The organism is Oryzihumus sp. (genome assembly GCF_054325275.1).
On record NZ_JBTCWL010000020.1, the window covers coordinates 1 to 12,817 of the forward strand.

The 12,817-nt window shown below is 73.9% G+C and carries 13 protein-coding genes and 1 pseudogene; 11 read left to right on the forward strand and 3 right to left on the reverse strand.

Annotated features, from left to right (window positions below; all coding sequences use genetic code 11):
• Together ACXVGS_RS07065 and galE are read left to right on the forward strand one after the other, a co-directional pair.
• Nucleotides 1–249, forward strand: a pseudogene (locus tag ACXVGS_RS07065) (phenylacetate--CoA ligase); the annotation flags it as partial.
• A gap of 53 nt (nucleotides 250–302) precedes the next feature.
• A complete protein-coding gene (gene galE / locus ACXVGS_RS07070; protein WP_458530762.1) occupies nucleotides 303–1,319 on the forward strand; it encodes a UDP-glucose 4-epimerase GalE in 1,017 nt (338 codons plus the stop codon).
• Here the strand turns inward: galE and ACXVGS_RS07075 are convergent.
• Complete coding sequence (locus tag ACXVGS_RS07075) at nucleotides 1,304–2,434, reverse strand: glycosyltransferase family 87 protein (RefSeq protein ID WP_458536778.1); 1,131 nt, start codon at nucleotides 2,432–2,434, stop codon at nucleotides 1,304–1,306. The genes galE and ACXVGS_RS07075 overlap by 16 nt on opposite strands.
• Nucleotides 2,435–2,687: 253 nt before the next feature.
• Here ACXVGS_RS07075 and ACXVGS_RS07080 point away from each other — a divergent pair, with 253 nt between their 5' ends.
• The 7 genes from ACXVGS_RS07080 to ACXVGS_RS07110 all read left to right on the forward strand — a co-directional run bounded on the left by ACXVGS_RS07080 (nucleotide 2,688) and on the right by ACXVGS_RS07110 (nucleotide 10,066).
• Nucleotides 2,688–4,130, forward strand: a complete 1,443-nt coding sequence (locus tag ACXVGS_RS07080) for a cytochrome ubiquinol oxidase subunit I (protein ID WP_458534022.1) — start codon at nucleotides 2,688–2,690, stop codon at nucleotides 4,128–4,130.
• Between the two features lie 29 nt (nucleotides 4,131–4,159).
• Nucleotides 4,160–5,248 (forward strand): cytochrome d ubiquinol oxidase subunit II, encoded by a 1,089-nt coding sequence (gene cydB / locus ACXVGS_RS07085; protein WP_458534023.1) that lies wholly within the window; start codon nucleotides 4,160–4,162, stop codon nucleotides 5,246–5,248.
• Nucleotides 5,248–6,831, forward strand: coding sequence for a thiol reductant ABC exporter subunit CydD (gene cydD / locus ACXVGS_RS07090; protein ID WP_458530766.1), 1,584 nt, complete (start codon nucleotides 5,248–5,250; stop codon nucleotides 6,829–6,831). The genes cydB and cydD overlap by 1 nt, the downstream gene beginning before the upstream one ends.
• Entirely contained in the window at nucleotides 6,828–8,453 is a 1,626-nt protein-coding gene (gene cydC, locus ACXVGS_RS07095) for a thiol reductant ABC exporter subunit CydC (RefSeq protein ID WP_458536779.1), read from the forward strand. The genes cydD and cydC overlap by 4 nt, the downstream gene beginning before the upstream one ends.
• Nucleotides 8,454–8,455: 2 nt before the next feature.
• Nucleotides 8,456–8,866 carry a BlaI/MecI/CopY family transcriptional regulator gene (locus ACXVGS_RS07100; protein ID WP_331114833.1) on the forward strand — a complete coding sequence of 137 codons (411 nt, stop codon included), beginning with the start codon at nucleotides 8,456–8,458 and terminating at the stop codon, nucleotides 8,864–8,866.
• A gap of 2 nt (nucleotides 8,867–8,868) precedes the next feature.
• Nucleotides 8,869–9,747: a M56 family metallopeptidase gene (locus ACXVGS_RS07105; protein ID WP_458530768.1), complete on the forward strand. Its 879-nt coding sequence runs from the start codon at nucleotides 8,869–8,871 to the stop codon at nucleotides 9,745–9,747.
• A gap of 85 nt (nucleotides 9,748–9,832) precedes the next feature.
• A complete protein-coding gene (locus tag ACXVGS_RS07110) occupies nucleotides 9,833–10,066 on the forward strand; it encodes a hypothetical protein (protein WP_458530769.1) in 234 nt (77 codons plus the stop codon).
• A gap of 78 nt (nucleotides 10,067–10,144) precedes the next feature.
• Here the strand turns inward: ACXVGS_RS07110 and ACXVGS_RS07115 are convergent, their stop codons facing one another.
• Complete coding sequence (locus ACXVGS_RS07115; protein WP_458534692.1) at nucleotides 10,145–11,077, reverse strand: MBL fold metallo-hydrolase; 933 nt, start codon at nucleotides 11,075–11,077, stop codon at nucleotides 10,145–10,147.
• 92 nt (nucleotides 11,078–11,169) lie between these two features.
• On the opposite strand from ACXVGS_RS07115, the gene bioB reads away from it, so the two are divergent.
• Entirely contained in the window at nucleotides 11,170–12,177 is a 1,008-nt protein-coding gene (bioB, locus tag ACXVGS_RS07120) for a biotin synthase BioB (RefSeq protein ID WP_458534691.1), read from the forward strand.
• Between the two features lie 5 nt (nucleotides 12,178–12,182).
• The gene (gene bsaP / locus ACXVGS_RS07125; RefSeq protein WP_458536780.1) at nucleotides 12,183–12,404 is read left to right on the forward strand and encodes a biotin synthase auxiliary protein BsaP; all 222 of its coding nucleotides are present in this window, start codon (nucleotides 12,183–12,185) and stop codon (nucleotides 12,402–12,404) included.
• Here bsaP and ACXVGS_RS07130 read toward each other — a convergent pair.
• Nucleotides 12,376–12,792, reverse strand: a complete 417-nt coding sequence (locus tag ACXVGS_RS07130) for a hypothetical protein (RefSeq protein WP_458530772.1) — start codon at nucleotides 12,790–12,792, stop codon at nucleotides 12,376–12,378. The two genes, bsaP and ACXVGS_RS07130, sit on opposite strands and share 29 nt — an antisense overlap.
• Nucleotides 12,793–12,817: the final 25 nt, after the last annotated feature.

Below are 12,817 nucleotides of genomic sequence, written 5' to 3' on the forward strand. Positions count from 1 at the left end.
TCGGTCCCGGGGCTGTCGCCGTACTTCCAGTGCGTGCTCACCCGGCCCGGCCGGCTCGACGAGCTGACCGTCAACGTCGAGGCCGCCCCCGACGCCGGCGACCTGGACCGCGAGGCCGTCGCCCGCGAGGTGCAGCACCACATCAAGAGCCGGATCGGCACCAGCGCCCGCGTGCACATCCTCGACCCCGGCGGCATCGAGCGGTCGGTGGGCAAGGCGCGGCGGATCGTCGACGAGCGACCGCGGTAGCCACGGACGGGGACGGCGCCCCGGCACCGGGCCCCACGGCATACTTTGGCCGCATGCGCGTACTCGTCAGCGGAGGAGCCGGCTACATCGGCTCCCACACAGTCGTCCAGCTCATCGCCGCGGGTCACGACGTCCTCGTCGTCGACAACTTCGCCAACTCCAAGCCGGCGGTGGTGAACCGGCTCGAGGCCATCACCGGACGGCACCTGCCGGTGCACGCCTTCGACCTGCGTGACCACGACAAGACCGAGCACCTCTTCGCCCACGAGCAGATCGACGCGGTGATCCACTTCGCGGGGCTCAAGGCTGTGGGCGAGAGCGTGGAGAAGCCGCTGGAGTACTACGAGAACAACCTCGGCTCCACGTTCTCCCTGGTGCGCGCGATGAGGCGCCACGGCGTGGACAAGCTGGTCTTCAGCTCGTCGGCCACGGTCTACGGCACCGACCAGGAGGCCGCCACCGAGGACCGCCCGACCTCGGCCACCAACCCCTACGGCTGGACCAAGGTGATGATCGAGCAGATCCTGCGCGACGTCGCCGCGGCCGAGGAGGGCTGGCGGATCGCGCTGCTGCGCTACTTCAACCCCGTCGGTGCGCACGAGTCGGGCACCATCGGCGAGGACCCGCAGGGCATCCCCAACAACCTCGTGCCGTTCATCGCCCAGGTCGCCGTTGGTCGCCGGGAGAAGCTGCAGGTCTACGGCGACGACTACGACACCCCTGACGGCACCGGGCTGCGCGACTACATCCACGTCGAGGACCTCGCCGCCGGCCACGTCGCCGCGCTGAACAAGCTGGCCAGCACCGACGAGCCCGTCAGCACGTGGAACCTCGGCACCGGCACGGGCACGAGCGTGCTCGAGATGCTGCACGCCTTCGAGCGCGCGGTCGGCCGCGAGCTGCCCTACGAGGTGGTCGCCCGCCGCGCCGGCGACATCGCGGTGTCCTACGCCGACCCCTCGCGCGCCAACGCCGAGCTCGGCTGGCGGGCCGAGCGCAGCATCGACGACATGTGCGCCGACACGTGGCGCTGGCAGCAGCAGAACCCCAAGGGCTACCCCGACGCCTGAGCCACGGACGCTCGCGGGTCGGGGGCGGCCGCGTCGTCCCCGACCCGCGACCGGGCACCGGCCAGCAGCCAGAGCAGCAGCACCGCACTCAGCGGGCGCACCGACTGCACCGCGAGCTGCAGGGGCCCGTCGAGCCGGCCAGCCAGCTCGAACACGGGCAGCGTCCACAGCACCGCCCCGGCGAGGGCGAGCAGCCGGCGGCCCCGCAGGGCCAGGGTCGCCCACCCCAGGCAGACCGCGAGGCCGTGGTGCGACCAGGACACCGGCGTCGCCAGCAGCGTGAGGACGCCGGCGGCGAGCGCCAGGTCGAGCCGGTCGAGGCTGTGCCGGCGCAGCGCGAGCGCCCACCACCCCACGGCCAGCAGCGCCGTCAGCCCCACCCCCGCGAGCAGCGCAGGCCGGTCGGCCAGACCGGCGTGGGCGAACAGCCCCGGCAGCGAGGTGTTGGACGCGGAGCCGGTGCGGCCGACCCGTCGGGTGTCCCACAGCGCCGAGGTCCAGTAGGCCCAGGAGGCGGCCGGGGCCAGCAGCACCCCGAACAGGGTCAGCACCAGGGCCGCCCCCAGTGCGTATGCCGTGCGGCGCAACCGGTCCGGCCGGAACCAGAAGGCGGCGAGGTCGGCCAGCGGGGTGATCTTCACCGCCGCGCCGACCCCTGCCCACGCACCGGCGCGGGACGGGACCGCGGCGACCGCGGCGACGGCAGCCGCCCCGATGAACGGGCTCACCTGGCCGAGGGCCATCGCGTCGTTGACCGGGTCGGTCACCGCGAGGACGGCCGCCCCCAGGGACAGCGTCGCGAGGGAGGCACCCGGCGCGACGAGCCGGGACCACCACCGGCAGAAGGCCGTCCCGGCCACTGCGATGAGCAGCACGCAGAGCACCCACGCCGCGGACTGGTTCAGCAGCGCCCACGGCACGAAGGCGAGCAGCGCCACGGGCGGGTAGGTGAAGCCGAGCCCCCGCTGCGTGGCCCAGCCGTACGGTGACCCCGTCGCCCACCAGGCGTGGACCGACTCGCGGTAGATGGCCAGGTCGTAGCCGTGGCGCCAGGCCGGGCTGAAGGTCACCCCCGCCAGGTTGAGCGCGGCTACCACCGCGAACGGCAACCCCACCGCCAGCCACGGTCCGACGGCGCGACGACGACGCGAGCCGGGCGCCCGGCATACCCCCCACACACCCTCGAACCTCACGGTGCGCGGGAGGGCCTGCGAACCGGTGACGGTGGTCCCGGCCCCCTGAGGACCTTGGTCCAGCGACGCCGCCAGTGATGTCGGACACGGTTGTCGTGGAGGCTGCGACGGGGATCTACTACGCGTCGTAGTATCTACTACGCCCGGTAGTACTCCACCGATCGCGGGAGCAGTCTTGGGAACCGTCGACATCGCCAGATGGCAGTTCGCCATCACGACCGTCTACCACTTCTTCTTCGTGCCGGTGACGATCGGCCTGTCCGCCGTCGTCTTCGGCATGCAGGTCGCGTGGCTGCGCACCGGCAAGGACGAGTACCTGCGGCTGACGAAGTTCTTCGGCAAGCTCTTCACGATCAACTTCGCGATGGGCGTGGTCACCGGCATCGTCCAGGAGTTCCAGTTCGGGATGAACTGGAGCGACTACTCGCGCTTCGTCGGCGACATCTTCGGTGCCCCGCTGGCGATGGAGGCGCTGCTGGCGTTCTTCCTCGAGTCGACCTTCCTGGGGCTGTGGATCTTCGGCTGGGACAAGCTCCCCCGCAAGCTGCACGCCGCGAGCATCGGGCTGGTGCACATCGGCACGCTGCTGTCCGCCTACTTCATCCTCGCCGCCAACTCGTGGATGCAGCACCCGGTGGGCTACCGGCTCAACCCGGCCACCCACCGCGCCGAGCTGACCGACTTCATGGCGGTGCTCACCAACAAGGTGCAGCTGGTGACCTTCCCGCACACCATCATCGCGTCGTACATGGTCGGCGGCGCGTTCGTCATGGCCGTCGGGCTGTGGCACGTGCTGCGCCGGCGCACCCCCGGCGGCGAGCGCCCGATGTACCGTACGGCCACCCGCGCCGGCGCCTGGGTCACCCTCGTCGCGGCGATCGGCATCATGGTCTCCGGAGACCTGCAGGGCAAGGTCATGACCGAGGTCCAGCCGATGAAGATGGCCGCAGCCGAGGCGCTCTACACCACCTCCTCGCACAACGCGCCGTTCTCGCTGTTCACCGTCGGCTCGCTCGACGGCACCCAGGAGAAGTTCGCCGTCACCGTGCCCGGGCTGCTCAGCTTCCTGGCCACCGGCCACTTCGACGGCCGGGTCCAGGGCATCAACGAGCTGCGCTCGAGCTACCAGCAGACCTACGGGGCCAACAGCAGCGCGCTGACGTTCAGCCAGAGCGGCTACACCCCGGTGATCCCGGTGACCTACTGGTCGTTCCGGCTGATGATCGGCCTGGGCATCCTGGCCACCCTCATCGCGCTGGCCGTGCTGTGGTCCACCCGCCGCGGGCGCCTGCCGGTCGACCGCCGCTGGCGGTGGGCCGTGTATGCCGTGCCGCTGATGCCGTTGTTCGCCAACAGCTTCGGCTGGATCTTCACCGAGATGGGCCGCCAGCCGTGGATCGTGTTCGGCGTCATGACCACCGCCCACGGCGTGTCCCCCAGCGTGTCGGCCGGTGAGGTCTGGACCTCGCTGATCGCGTTCACCCTGCTCTACGGCGGCCTCGCGGTGGTCGAGCTGAAGCTGCTGCTGCGCTACATCGCCAGGGGTGCCGAGCCGGTCGAGGCGCCGGTGCCACCGTCCGAGCGGGACGAGGACGCCCCCCTCGTCTTCGCCTACTGAGCGACCGCACGAGAGAGCAGGAAGAGACCATGGAGCTCACCACCGTCTGGTTCATCCTCATCGGGGTGCTGTGGACCGGCTACTTCGTCCTCGAGGGCTTCGACTTCGGCGTCGGCATGCTCATGCCGGTGCTGGGCCGCGGCGAGGACGGCGAGACCCGCAAGCGCGTGCTGCTCAACACGATCGGCCCGGTCTGGGACGGCAACGAGGTGTGGCTGCTGACTGCCGGCGGGGCGACGTTCGCGGCGTTCCCGCACTGGTACGCCACGCTGTTCAGCGGGTTCTACCTGCCGCTGCTGCTCATCCTCGTCGCGCTGATCGTCCGGGCGCTCGGCTTCGACTACCGCGGCAAGGTCGACGACCCCGTGTGGCGCCGCCGGTGGGACGCGGCCATCGTCGTCGGCTCAGTCGTCCCGGCCCTGCTGTGGGGCGTGGCGCTGACCAACATCGTGCGGGGCGTGCCGATCAACGCGGCCAAGGAGTACACCGGCAACCTCTTCACCCTGCTCAACCCGGTCGGGCTGCTCGGCGGGCTGACCACGGTGGCCCTGTTCCTCACCCACGGCGCGATCTTCGTGGCGCTCAAGACCGAGGGGGACATCCGGCGCCAGGCCCGGGAGCTGTCGCTACGGGTGGGCCTGGTGGCCGCCGCGCTGGCGGTCGCGCTGCTGGTGACCCTCAACGCGCAGACCGGATCGGCCGCCTCCTGGGTCGCCGCCGGTGCCGCCGCGGTGGCGCTGCTGGCGGGCCTGTTCGCCTCCTGGCGCGACCGAGAGGGCTGGGCGTTCGTCGGCACGTTCGTCGCGATCGGCGCGGCAGTGGCCTCGCTGTTCCTCGCGCTCTACCCCGACGTCATGCCGAGCTCGACCAACCCCGCGTTCTCGCTGACCGTGACCAACGCGTCCAGCACGGCATACACGTTGAAGATCATGACGATCGTCGCGGCGGTGTTCACCCCGCTGGTGCTGGCCTACCAGGCGTGGACCTACTGGGTCTTCCGCCGGCGGATCGGCACCCGGCACATCCCCGCGGCCAGCGGCGCGGCCCCGGCGCCGTCCGCCCCGCAGGCCCCGGGCAACAGCCCGGTCCCGCCGACCGCGCCCGCACCGAGTCGCTGATGCGCCCGTTCGATCCGCGTCTGCTGCGCCTGCTGCCGAGCGCCCGCCGTGCCGTGGCGGCGCTCGGCAGCCTCGGCGTGGTCCAGGGTGCGGCGACTGTGGCGACGGCGTTCGCGGTGTCCGCGCTCGTGGTCGCGGTGGTCGACGGGCGGTCGCTGACCGGGCCGGCCCTCGCGGTCGCGGCGCTGTTCACGGTGCGCGGCCTGCTCGCCGCCGGGATGGAGGCCACCGCCACCCGTGCCGGCTCGCGGGTCTCGACGGCGCTGCGCGAGCGCCTGCTGGCCACCTGGCTCGGCCGTCCGGCCGAGGACCGGCCCGAGAGCTCCCGGGCCCTGACCCTGGCCACCGACGGCGCCACCTCGGTCGAGCCCTATGTGGCGCGCTTCCTGCCCTCCCTGATCCACGCCGCTGTCGTGCCGGCCATGGCCATCCTCACCCTGGCCTTCGTCGACTGGCCCAGCGCGCTCGTGGTGCTGCTGACCGTCCCCCTGCTGCCGCTGTTCGCGGCGCTGATCGGACGCACCACGGCCGATGCGACCGCCGCCCGGTGGCGGGCCCTCGCCACCCTGTCCGGTCACTTCCTCGACGTGGTCCGCGGCCTGCCGACCCTCGTCGCCTACGGCCGGGGCCGCACCCAGGCCGACTCGATCGAGGCGGTCAGCCAGCGGCACCGCCGGGCCACGATGCAGACCCTGCGGCTGGCCTTCCTCAGCTCCGCCGCACTGGAGCTGCTGGCGACCATCTCCGTGGCGCTGGTCGCGGTGACCGTGGGCCTGCGCCTGGCGGGTGGCGACATGCCGCTCGGGCCGGCGCTGACCGCGATCCTGCTGGCGCCCGAGGCGTACTGGCCGATCCGCCGCGTCGGGGCCGAGTTCCACTCCGCCGCCGACGGCGCTGCCGCCCTGGAGGAGGCTTTCACCGAGCTCGAGCGGACGTCCCGGGCCCCGGCCCAGGGCGCCGCGCCGCAGGCCCGGGCCACTGGCCTGGCCTACCGCCACCCCGGCGCGAGCACCGACACCCTCACCGCGGTGGACCTCGACGCCCGGCCCGGGCTGACCGTGGTGACGGGGCCGTCCGGCTGCGGCAAGTCGACCCTGCTGGAGCTGCTGGCCGGGCTGCGGACCCCCACCGCCGGCCACGTCGAGGTGCCCCGGGCGCACCTGCTCACCCAGCAGCCGTTCCTGTCTGCCGGCACGATCCGGGACAACCTGCTGCTCGGCGCCCGCTACGGCACCGGCGACCAGCAGCTGTGGGAGGCGCTGCGCGAGGTCGGCCTCGACGGCCTCGTCGCCGGCCTGCCCGACGGCCTCGGCGCCCGCATCGGCGACGACGGGTTCGGCCTGTCCGCGGGGCAGCGCGCCCGGCTCGGCCTGGCCCGGGTGCTCCTGAGCAGCGCCCCGCTGGTGCTGCTCGACGAGCCCACCGCCCACCTGGACCCGGACGCCGCGGCCACCGCGCACCAGGCGATCCGCGACCTGGCCGAGGAGCGCGTCGTGGTGGCCGTGACCCACCGGCCCGAGCTGCTCGAGCACGCCGACGCCCACGTCGCGCTGTCGCCGGCCCCGTGGACCGTGACGCGATGACCCGGTCCACGCCCCCGATCCTGCCCGCCGGGCTCATCGGCGCGGCCGCGACCGCGTCCGGCATCGCCCTGACCGCCACCTCGGGGTGGCTCATCGTCTCGGCCAGCGCCCGCCCGGTCATCCTCACCCTGCTCACGGCGATCGTCGCGGTCCGCGCCTTCGGCATCGCCCGCCCCGCCTTCCGCTACCTGGAGCGGCTGCGCTCGCACGACGCCGCCCTCGGCGACCTCGCCGAACGCCGGACCCGCACCTACCGCCGCCTGGTCCCGCTGACCCCGGCCCGGCTCGGCCGGCGCGGCCGCTCCGAGGTGCTGACCGGGGCCGTGCGCGACCTCGACGACGAGGTCGACGCCCAGGTCCGGGTCACCGTGCCGGTGCTCTCGGCCCTGCTCGCCGCGAGCGTCGCCGCGGCCCTCACCGTGCTCGTGCTGCCGGACGCCGGGGCCGTCGTGGCCACCCAGGTGGGGCTGGCGGGGCTGCTCGCCGCCGGCCTGTGGCGCGCCGAGCGCCGCACGTATGCCGTGTCGCTGCGGGCCCGCGCCGAGGTCGCCCGGGTCTCCGCCCTCGTCTCCGGCAACGCCCTGGAGCTGCAGGCGGTGGGCGGCACCGAGCAGGCGAACCGGTGGCTGGCCGCGGCCCACGAGGACCTGGTCCGGGCCACCACCCGGCAGGGCCGGGTGCGCTCGGTCGGTGTCGGGAGCCTGCTGCTGCTCACCGCCGGCGCGACCGTCGCCTCTGCCGTGCTCGCCGCCCGCGCGGACCTGGCCGGGCCGGTCGCGGCGCTGTTGGTGGTGACCCCGCTCGCGGTCGGCGACGCCCTCGCGGTGCTGCCCGACGCAATGAGCGCCCGCGCCCGGTCCCTGGCCGCCGCCGAGCGGCTCCAGGCCCTGCTCGAACAGGAGCCGGCGGTGCGGGACAGCGGCGACTGGCCGGTGCCCACCGCCGACGGCGCGGTGCCGGGCCTGCGGCTGCGGCGGCTGACCGCGGCCTGGGCCGGGGACCGCCCGCAGCTCGGCCCCCTCGACCTCGACCTCGAGCCCGGGGAGCACGTCGCCGTCGTCGGCCCCAACGGGTCCGGCAAGTCCACGCTGCTGGCGGTGCTCGCCCGGGCGCTCGACCCCCGGTCCGGCCGCTACGAGCTGGACGGGGACGACGTGCGCGGCCTGGACCTGGAGCAGACCCGCGCCCTGTTCGCCGTGGTCGACGACACCCCGCACGTCTTCGCCAGCAGCCTGCGGGAGAACCTGCGCCTGGCCCGCCCCGGCTGCGGTGACGACGAGATCGGCGTGGCCCTGCTCGACGCCGGGCTGGGGCACTGGCTCGCCGGCCTGCCGGAAGGCCTCGACACCGTGCTCGGCGCCGGCGGGCGTGGCGTCTCCGGCGGCGAGCGCGCCCGCCTCGGCATCGCGCGGGCCCTGCTCTCCGGCCGGCCTGTGCTGCTGCTGGACGAGCCGGTCGCCCACCTGGACCACCCGACCGCCGAGGCCGTGGTCTCAGACCTGCTCGACGCCTCCCGCGGGCGGACCGTGGTCATGGTCAGCCACCGCCTGGACAGCCTGGACGGCTTCGACCGGGTGGTCGACCTCGGCGGGACCACCCATCGGGCGGAGGTAGGTTCCTGAGCATGGCCACTGACCCCACCCCGCGGCTCGGCGAGCTCGAGCGGGCCGTCATGGAGCACCTGTGGACCCGGACCGGGAACGGCGACGGGCCCGCGACGGTGCGCGAGGTCCACGACGTGGTCGGCGCCGAACGCGACCTGGCCTACACGACCCTGATGACCGTGCTGGACCGGCTCACCCGCAAGGGCGTGGTCGAGCGCGAGCGCGACGGCCGCGCGTGGCGCTACGCCCCGGTGGGCTCCCGCGAGCAGCTGACCGCCCGCACCCTGCGTGACGCACTGGGTGGCCTGGCCGCCGACGACCGCCGCGCCGCGATGGTGCACTTCCTCGACGAGGCCTCCGCCGACGAGATCGCCGACCTGCGAGCCGCCCTCGCCGCGCTCGAGGCCCGCCGCGACGCACCGCCCGCCTGACCGTGCTGGTCGTCGCGGCCCTGGTGCTGGTCGCCCTCGTGCTCGCCGGCGCGGCGCCCCGGGTCATGTCCCGGCGCACCGGCTTCCGCCGCTCGCCCCGCCCCGCGCTGGTCGTCTGGCAGTGCGTGTCCCTCGCCGCTGTCCTGGCCGCGCTCGCCGCCGGCCCCGCCGTCATTCCCGCCACCGCCGGTCATGGCTCCGGCCGCGCCGTCGTCGGCGGGCTCGCCCTGGCGCTCTCCGCCGGGATGCTGCTGCGGCTGCTGTGGTCCGGGCACCGCGTCGGCACCCGGCTGCGGGCCGTGCGGCGCGAGCACCGCGAGCTGGTCGACCTGCTCGGGCTGCCCGACGACGTCGACGCCCCCCAGGTCACTCACCGCGACGGCACGGTGAGGGTGCTGGCGCACCCGACGCCGACGGCATACTGCCTGCCCGGCCTGCGGCGCCGGGTCGTGCTCACGCGGGGAGCGCTGGAGTCTCTGCCGCCGGACCAGCTGGCGGCCGTGCTCGCCCACGAGCGGGCCCACCTGCGCGCCCGGCACGACCTGGTGCTGGAGTTCTTCACGGTGCTGCACCGGGCGGTCCCGCCGTGGTTGCGCTCCGAGGCCGCGCTGGCCGAGGTGCGGCTGCTCGTGGAGGTGCTCGCCGACCGGGCGGCCGTGCGCGTCGCCGGCGTCACCCCGGTGGCGCGCGCCCTCGTCACGCTCGCGCAGGGCCGCCACCCCGAGGCCGCGATGGCCGCGGGCGGAGGGACGGCGCTGCCCCGGATGGAGCTGCTGGCCGCCGCGGAGCGGCCCGCCCGGTGGCTGTCGGCGTTGATGTACGCCTTCGCCGCGGCCGTCATCGCGGTGCCGGTCGCCCTGGTCGCCCTGGCCTTCGCCTGACCCCCGGCGGGACGTTGGGCGGGTGGCGCCCGCAAGCCGGGAGGCGCACGATGGGTCGGACACCGACCCCGCGGAAGGAGTCACCGTGAGCCCCTCTCCCGAGGACAACGTCGAGCAGCAGGTCCCCGAGCCCGACGCCGCCGAGCAGCAGGAGCCCTGGACCCCGGAGTCCGAGGACGAGGAGGCCGAGGCGGACACCGACCGCCCGCTGACCGCCCTGCCGACGGTCGAGGCCAACGAGGCGGACGTGATCGAGCAGAGCCAGAGCCTGCCGGACGACGAGGACTTCTACGCGGGGGCCACCGCCGAGCCGGAGTGATCCGCACGGCCGTTGCGCAGGAAAGGGTCGCTGCCAGACCCCGTGACGGGCGGTCCGGCGACTTCAACCTGCGCAAAGTCAGCCGGTCGCCCGCCAGGTGCGCAGCCGGTATGCCGCGAGCCGGGCCCGGTGCCGCAGCGCGGCGCCCCGGCACGGCCCGTGCCAGATGACGACGTCGTCGAAGGCGTGCGCCCCGGGCCGGTCCGCGACCGACCTGGCCGCGTCCCGCACCGCCACGAGCTGGGCCACCGTCATGGGCAGCGGCGCCTCGTCCGGCTGCCAGGTCGCCCCGAGCGGGTAGTCCCGCCCCGGTGTCGTGGTCATCTCGACGTGGCAGCCCAGCACGGCGGTCACCCGGCGGGACCTCGCAAGCGCCACCAACCGGTCCAGGCTGTCGAGGAACGCCGGCACGTCCTCCACGTAGAGCCGGCCGGGGTAGACCGTGTCCCCGGTGAGCAGCCACCCGGTCCACGGGTCGTGGACCGCCACGGAGGCCGGGTGGTGGCCGGGGATGCCGGTCATCTCCAGCACCCGGCCCCCGAGGTCCAGCGTCACGACCTGCGCCGGCCAGTCGGTGAACCCGAAGAAGTCCTGCACGGCGGCCAGGCCGGTCCCGACCACGGTGACGTCAGGCCGCCCGGCGAACTGGACGTCGCCGGCGACGTGGTCGCCATGCGCGTGCGTGTGCGCGACCACCAGCTCGTAGGACTCGCGCGGGTGCTCGCGCAGCCACTCGACCACGAGCTCCTCGACGGTGTCGGCCAGCGGGAACCGCGCCGGGTCGGCCGTCGCCCCGGTGTCGAACAGCACGGCACGCTCGTTGCCGAACAGCAGGAACAGGAACGGCCCCTCGTAGTGCACGTCCTTGCTCTGGCGCAGCACCACCGTGTGCGGGTCGGCCCGGTGCACCTGGATCGGCGGGTCCGTGTGACCGCGCCGCGACCCGTGCACCCAGGCCACGTCGAGGTCCGTCGGCACCGGTGCCCCGCGGGTGAAGTCGACCTCCGTCACCAGCGCCTCTCCTCCCGACCACCCGCCCTCGGGAGGCCATCCAGCGGACCTGCGGCACGGCTTACCGCGGGGGTGGTCCACAATCGGTGACCATGACTGCCGTTGAGACTGACATTCTGGCCGTCGCGCGCGAGCAGGTGCTCGAGCGGGGCGAGGCGCTGCGCTACGAGCAGGTCCTGGCCGTGCTGAACACCCCGGACGAGCAGCTCGAGGAACTGCTGGCGCTCGCCCACGAGGTCCGGATGAAGTACAACGGCCCCGACGTCGAGGTCGAGGGCATCGTCTCGCTCAAGACCGGCGGCTGCCCCGAGGACTGCCACTTCTGCAGCCAGTCCGGGCAGTTCACGTCCCCGGTGCGCTCGGTGTGGCTCAACATCCCCGAGCTGGTCAAGGCCGCCAGGCAGACCCGCGAGACCGGCGCGTCCGAGTTCTGCATCGTCGCCGCGGTGCGCGGGCCGGACGAGCGCCTCATGAGCCAGATGCGTGAGGGCGTCAAGGCGATCCACGCCGAGGTCGACATCCAGGTCGCCGCCAGCCTGGGCATGCTCACCCAGGAGCAGGTCGACGACCTGCGCGACATGGGCGTGCACCGCTACAACCACAACCTCGAGGCCGGCAGGTCCTACTTCCCCCAGGTCGTCACCACCCACACGTGGGAGGAGCGCTGGGAGACCTGCCAGATGATCAAGGACTCCGGCATGGAGCTGTGCTGCGGTGGCCTGGTCGGCATGGGCGAGACCGTCGAGCAGCGGGCCGAGCTCGCGGCCCAGCTCGGGGAGCTCGAGCCGCACGAGGTGCCGCTGAACTTCCTCAACCCGCGCCCCGGCACGCCGTTCGGCGACCTGCCGGTCATGGAGGCCAACGACGCGCTGCGCACCATCGCGGCGTTCCGCCTGGCCCTGCCGCGCACGATCCTGCGCTACGCCGGTGGCCGCGAGCTGACCCTGGGCGACCTGGGCACCAAGAACGGCCTGCTCGGCGGCATCAACGCGGTCATCGTCGGCAACTACCTGACCACCCTGGGCCGCGACCCCAAGGACGACCTGGCCCTGCTGGACGACCTCAAGATGCCGATCAAGGCGCTCAACGCGACCCTCTGACGCCCATGACGACGACCGGTATGACGGGTGCCCCCGTCTGGTGCGGCCGCTGCGGTGAGGCAGCGGCCGAGGGCGACCACGACGCGTGCGCCCGGGCGCTGGAGCTGGAGCCGCCGCGCTACTGCGTGGCGTGCCGGCGACGGATGAAGGTGCAGGTCACGCCGGGCGGCTGGAGCGCCACCTGCGTCGAGCACGGGGTCAGCGAGACGTCGACCTGGGGTCGGTGAGCCGCTCCTCCTCGCGGCTGAGCTGCAGCAGCACCACGGGCAGCACGAACGGCACGACGAGCAGCTCGAGCCAGTCCCACAGGGTGTTGCCCCGGAAGCCGGTCCACGCCCAGCCGAGGACGTAGCCGCCGAGCACGAGCACGACGAACACCAGCCCGGCCAGGCCGAGGGCCAGGACCCACACCAGCTCCAGGCGGGTGTGGGTCCGCAGCCACAGGGGCAGCAGGGCCAGCACGACCGGCAGCACCAGCAGGTGCAGCCAGTCCCAGAGGGTGTTGCCCCGGAAGCCGGTCCACGCCCAGCCACCGAGGTAGCCCCCGAGCGCGCACACCGCGACCAGGCCGACCGCCCCGCCGAACGCCACCGCGTGCCGTCGTCGCACGACCATGGCGCCAGCATCGCCACGCTGTCAC

What these genes read in the sequence shown, in the direction of transcription:
- bioB (WP_458534691.1), top strand. Translation starts at nt 11,170, where the DNA reads ATGACTGCCGTTGAGACTGACATTCTGGCCGTCGCGCGCGAGCAGGTG.
- ACXVGS_RS07100 (WP_331114833.1), top strand. Translation starts at nt 8,456, where the DNA reads ATGGCCACTGACCCCACCCCGCGGCTCGGCGAGCTCGAGCGGGCCGTC.
- cydB (WP_458534023.1), top strand. Translation starts at nt 4,160, where the DNA reads ATGGAGCTCACCACCGTCTGGTTCATCCTCATCGGGGTGCTGTGGACC.
- galE (WP_458530762.1), top strand. Translation starts at nt 303, where the DNA reads ATGCGCGTACTCGTCAGCGGAGGAGCCGGCTACATCGGCTCCCACACA.
- cydD (WP_458530766.1), top strand. Translation starts at nt 5,248, where the DNA reads ATGCGCCCGTTCGATCCGCGTCTGCTGCGCCTGCTGCCGAGCGCCCGC.
- bsaP (WP_458536780.1), top strand. Translation starts at nt 12,183, where the DNA reads ATGACGACGACCGGTATGACGGGTGCCCCCGTCTGGTGCGGCCGCTGC.
- ACXVGS_RS07130 (WP_458530772.1), bottom strand. Translation starts at nt 12,792, where the DNA reads ATGGTCGTGCGACGACGGCACGCGGTGGCGTTCGGCGGGGCGGTCGGC.
- cydC (WP_458536779.1), top strand. Translation starts at nt 6,828, where the DNA reads ATGACCCGGTCCACGCCCCCGATCCTGCCCGCCGGGCTCATCGGCGCG.